The 286-nt window shown below is 50.0% G+C and carries 1 protein-coding gene; it reads left to right on the top strand.

The genetic code is table 11. The annotated features are described in order from the left end of the window. Positions 1–78: 78 nt before the first annotated feature. Positions 79–264 carry a hypothetical protein gene (locus JW499_RS22065; protein ID WP_232846587.1) on the top strand — a complete coding sequence of 62 codons (186 nt, stop codon included), beginning with the start codon at positions 79–81 and terminating at the stop codon, positions 262–264. Positions 265–286 lie beyond the last annotated feature (22 nt).

Raw genomic sequence — 286 nt, 5'->3', positions numbered from 1 at the left:
CAAATGGAACGATTCAGCTTTTCAGTTTAGCATCCGTACTTATCTGCTCAGTCTTGAAGATCTGGTGACCAATAAAGAGTGGGCCGTACGGATGCACAGTGGCGTCTTGATGTCGACATTCTGCACGTTACCTCAGCGTTTGCTGCGGTCAACCTGGCCGGACCTGATGCCCGCAAGGTGCTGCAACAACTGGTGGATGATGTCGACCTCAGTACTGAAGCCTTTCCCTTTCTGGCATTATCCAATGCTTCTGACAGAAGTTGATCACCTCAGTGATAGAACGTCC

This window comes from Amphritea pacifica (assembly GCF_016924145.1).
GTDB classification, from domain to species: domain Bacteria; phylum Pseudomonadota; class Gammaproteobacteria; order Pseudomonadales; family Balneatricaceae; genus Amphritea; species Amphritea pacifica.
The sequence above is the reverse complement of the archived record's forward strand: the minus strand, read 5'-3'. Positions and strand labels throughout refer to the sequence as shown.